The organism is Streptomyces sp. NPDC059010 (assembly GCF_042740355.1).
Taxonomy (GTDB): Bacteria; Actinomycetota; Actinomycetes; order Streptomycetales; family Streptomycetaceae; genus Streptomyces.
The window spans coordinates 169,411-171,675 of record NZ_JBHYJA010000018.1 but is presented as its reverse complement, the minus strand read 5'-3'; the positions used below and the strand labels follow the sequence as shown (position 1 = coordinate 171,675).

Genomic DNA, 2,265 nt, shown 5'->3' with positions numbered 1-2,265 from the left:
CACGGCGGGTCGTTGTTGTTGTCTTTTCCGGGGGGGGGGGGGGCGGCGCGGTGGGGGGTGGTGTTTTATTTATATCTGAGGGCCCCCCCCCCCGCCGAAAACAGCCGCGCCCCGCGTGAGCGATTCGCGTCAGCGATCCGCGTCCAGCGGTTCGAGGTCGTCCTCGTCCAGGTCCGAGTCGAGCTCGTCCTCAAGCTCCTCCTCGGGTTCGTCGTCGCCGTCCGCGTCGCCGTCATCGTCGTCGAGTTCGTCGTCCAGCTCGTCGTCGAAGACGGCGCTGACGTCGAACCGGCACACCACCCGCTGCGGATCGACGCCCTCGAAGGGCATCTCCAGCCACTCCCCGGGCTCGGGCGCCTCGTCCGCGGCGATCACCCACAGCGTGGAGTCGCCCTCCTCCAGACCGAACTCCTTGTGCCGGGAGGCGATCTCGTCCGCCTCGAACTCGCCGAACAGCACGCCCAGCGCCCCGTGCACCGTGCCGGAGAGCTCCGCGCCCTCGTCGTCGTCCACCGCCTCGACCCGCTGCGCCTGCGCCAGCAGCCGCTGCGGCTCCACCACGGCGTAGTCGCGGCGGATCAGCACGCTGAGCGCGTTCGGTTCCTCGGGGCCCGTGTACGGCGGCAGCGCGTCGTCCGTACCGGGGATCTCGAAGGGAGTGACCTCGTCGTAACGGTCGTAGAGCAGCTCGTCGTAGGTCTCGGCGGCCGCGGCCAGCTGGTTGAACGCCTCGTAGACGGCCGGGTCGTCCTCACCCGACCGGCGTTCGACCGCGGCCAGGTGACGGTCGAGCGCGGTCTTGACCGCCTCGGCGGCGGCGCGTACCTCGGCAGCGGTGGGCTGCACAGCATCAGACATAGTGCAGACGCTATCCGTACCGAGCCCCAGCCCGCACAATAGATGCGATGCCCGAATACGAATTTGTCGACGTGTACGTACCGCGCGGGGTCTCCCGCAAGGACGCCACACGCCTGCTGACGGACCATGCCGAGTACGGACACTGGGAGTTGGACCGCCTGAGCCTGCTGCGCGACGGAAGTCGCAGGGTACGGCTGCGCCGCAGGATCATCCGCCAGGTGCGGGCCACATGGTGAGCTGAGGCGACGGGAAGACACGAGCGCACGGAGCAGAACGGAGCGGGCCCCCCCGCGGGGGGGCCCGCTCCGTTCGTGCGGGACTGCTACGCCCTGTTCACTGCGATGCCCGTGCCTTGCGGTAGAGCACCGCGCCCGCGAGCATCGCCCCCGCGCCGACCGGCAGGACGAGGCCCATCGGCAGGTCGCTGCCGGTGTGGGCGAGCTGTGCCTCGCCCTGCGGCTGGGTGACGTTGTGGGCGCCCGGGGTGTTCCCGTGCGAGCCACCGCCCGGCGTCACGCCGCCCGTGCCGGGCGGCGTGCTCGGGGTGCCGGGGTGGTTCGGCTCGCCAGGGTTCCCTGGATTTCCGGGGTTCCCAGGGTTTCCGGGATTGCCAGGGTTTCCGGGATTGCCGGGGTTACCCGGTTCTCCCGGGTTGCCGGGGTTTCCGGGGTTGCCCGGCTGTTCCGGCGACCCGGGCGGGTTCTCGTGCCCGCCGCCCGGCGGGGTGTGGGCACCGCTGCCGTTGTTGGCGCAGTCGTTGCCCTCGGTGGAGTTGCCGATGCCGATGACGTCGACGGTGTTGCCGCACACGTTGACCGGCACATGGACCGGCGCCTGGACGGTGTTGCCGGAGCCGATGCCGGGCGAGTCACTGGCGTGCCCGTCGGCCGACGCCCCCGTGCCACCGGAGCCGCCGTGGCCGCCGGACGCACCGCCGCCCTGGTTGGCGCAGCTGTTGCCGATCGCCGGGTTGAGTACCCCGACGACGTTCACGGTGTTGCCGCAGACGTTGACCGGCGCGTCGACCGGAGCCTGCACCGTGTTGCCCGACAGCACGCCGGGCGAGTTGGAGCTGGTGCCGTGGGCGCCCGAGCCGGTCGCGTGGGCTACGCCGCCCGCGGCGGCGATGACGCCGGTCGCGGCCGCCACGGTCAGCAGGCCCTTGCGGGTGACCTGTCGCATTTGCTGATTACCTGCCTTCGACCTTGTCCCGAAAGGACGATGTGTTCCGGATGGATTCCGGATGGATTCCGGACGGGTTCCGGAGGTGTTCCGAAAGCCCGAAAGGACGACGTCGGTTTCCACCGACGTTCCGAAAAGGCCGGTGGGGCGGGGGCCGCCGGGCGGGGCCCGCCCGGGCGGCGGGGGCCGCCCCGGCGGCGGCGGGCGGGGCCCCCCCCCCAGAGT

3 protein-coding genes are annotated in these 2,265 nt (G+C 71.5%); 1 reads left to right on the top strand and 2 read right to left on the bottom strand.

The window, feature by feature from the left end; genetic code table 11:
• Nucleotides 1–129 precede the first annotated feature (129 nt).
• The gene (locus ACFWYS_RS21490) at nucleotides 130–858 is read right to left on the bottom strand and encodes a hypothetical protein (RefSeq protein WP_384771112.1); all 729 of its coding nucleotides are present in this window, start codon (nucleotides 856–858) and stop codon (nucleotides 130–132) included.
• A 47-nt stretch (nucleotides 859–905) separates the two neighbouring features.
• Between ACFWYS_RS21490 and ACFWYS_RS21485 the strand changes: the two genes are divergently transcribed.
• Nucleotides 906–1,094, top strand: a complete 189-nt coding sequence (locus ACFWYS_RS21485; protein WP_005485166.1) for a DUF5703 family protein — start codon at nucleotides 906–908, stop codon at nucleotides 1,092–1,094.
• Between the two features lie 97 nt (nucleotides 1,095–1,191).
• On the opposite strand, the gene ACFWYS_RS21480 is transcribed toward ACFWYS_RS21485, so the two are convergent.
• Entirely contained in the window at nucleotides 1,192–2,040 is an 849-nt protein-coding gene (locus tag ACFWYS_RS21480) for a chaplin (RefSeq protein ID WP_384771109.1), read from the bottom strand.
• Nucleotides 2,041–2,265 lie beyond the last annotated feature (225 nt).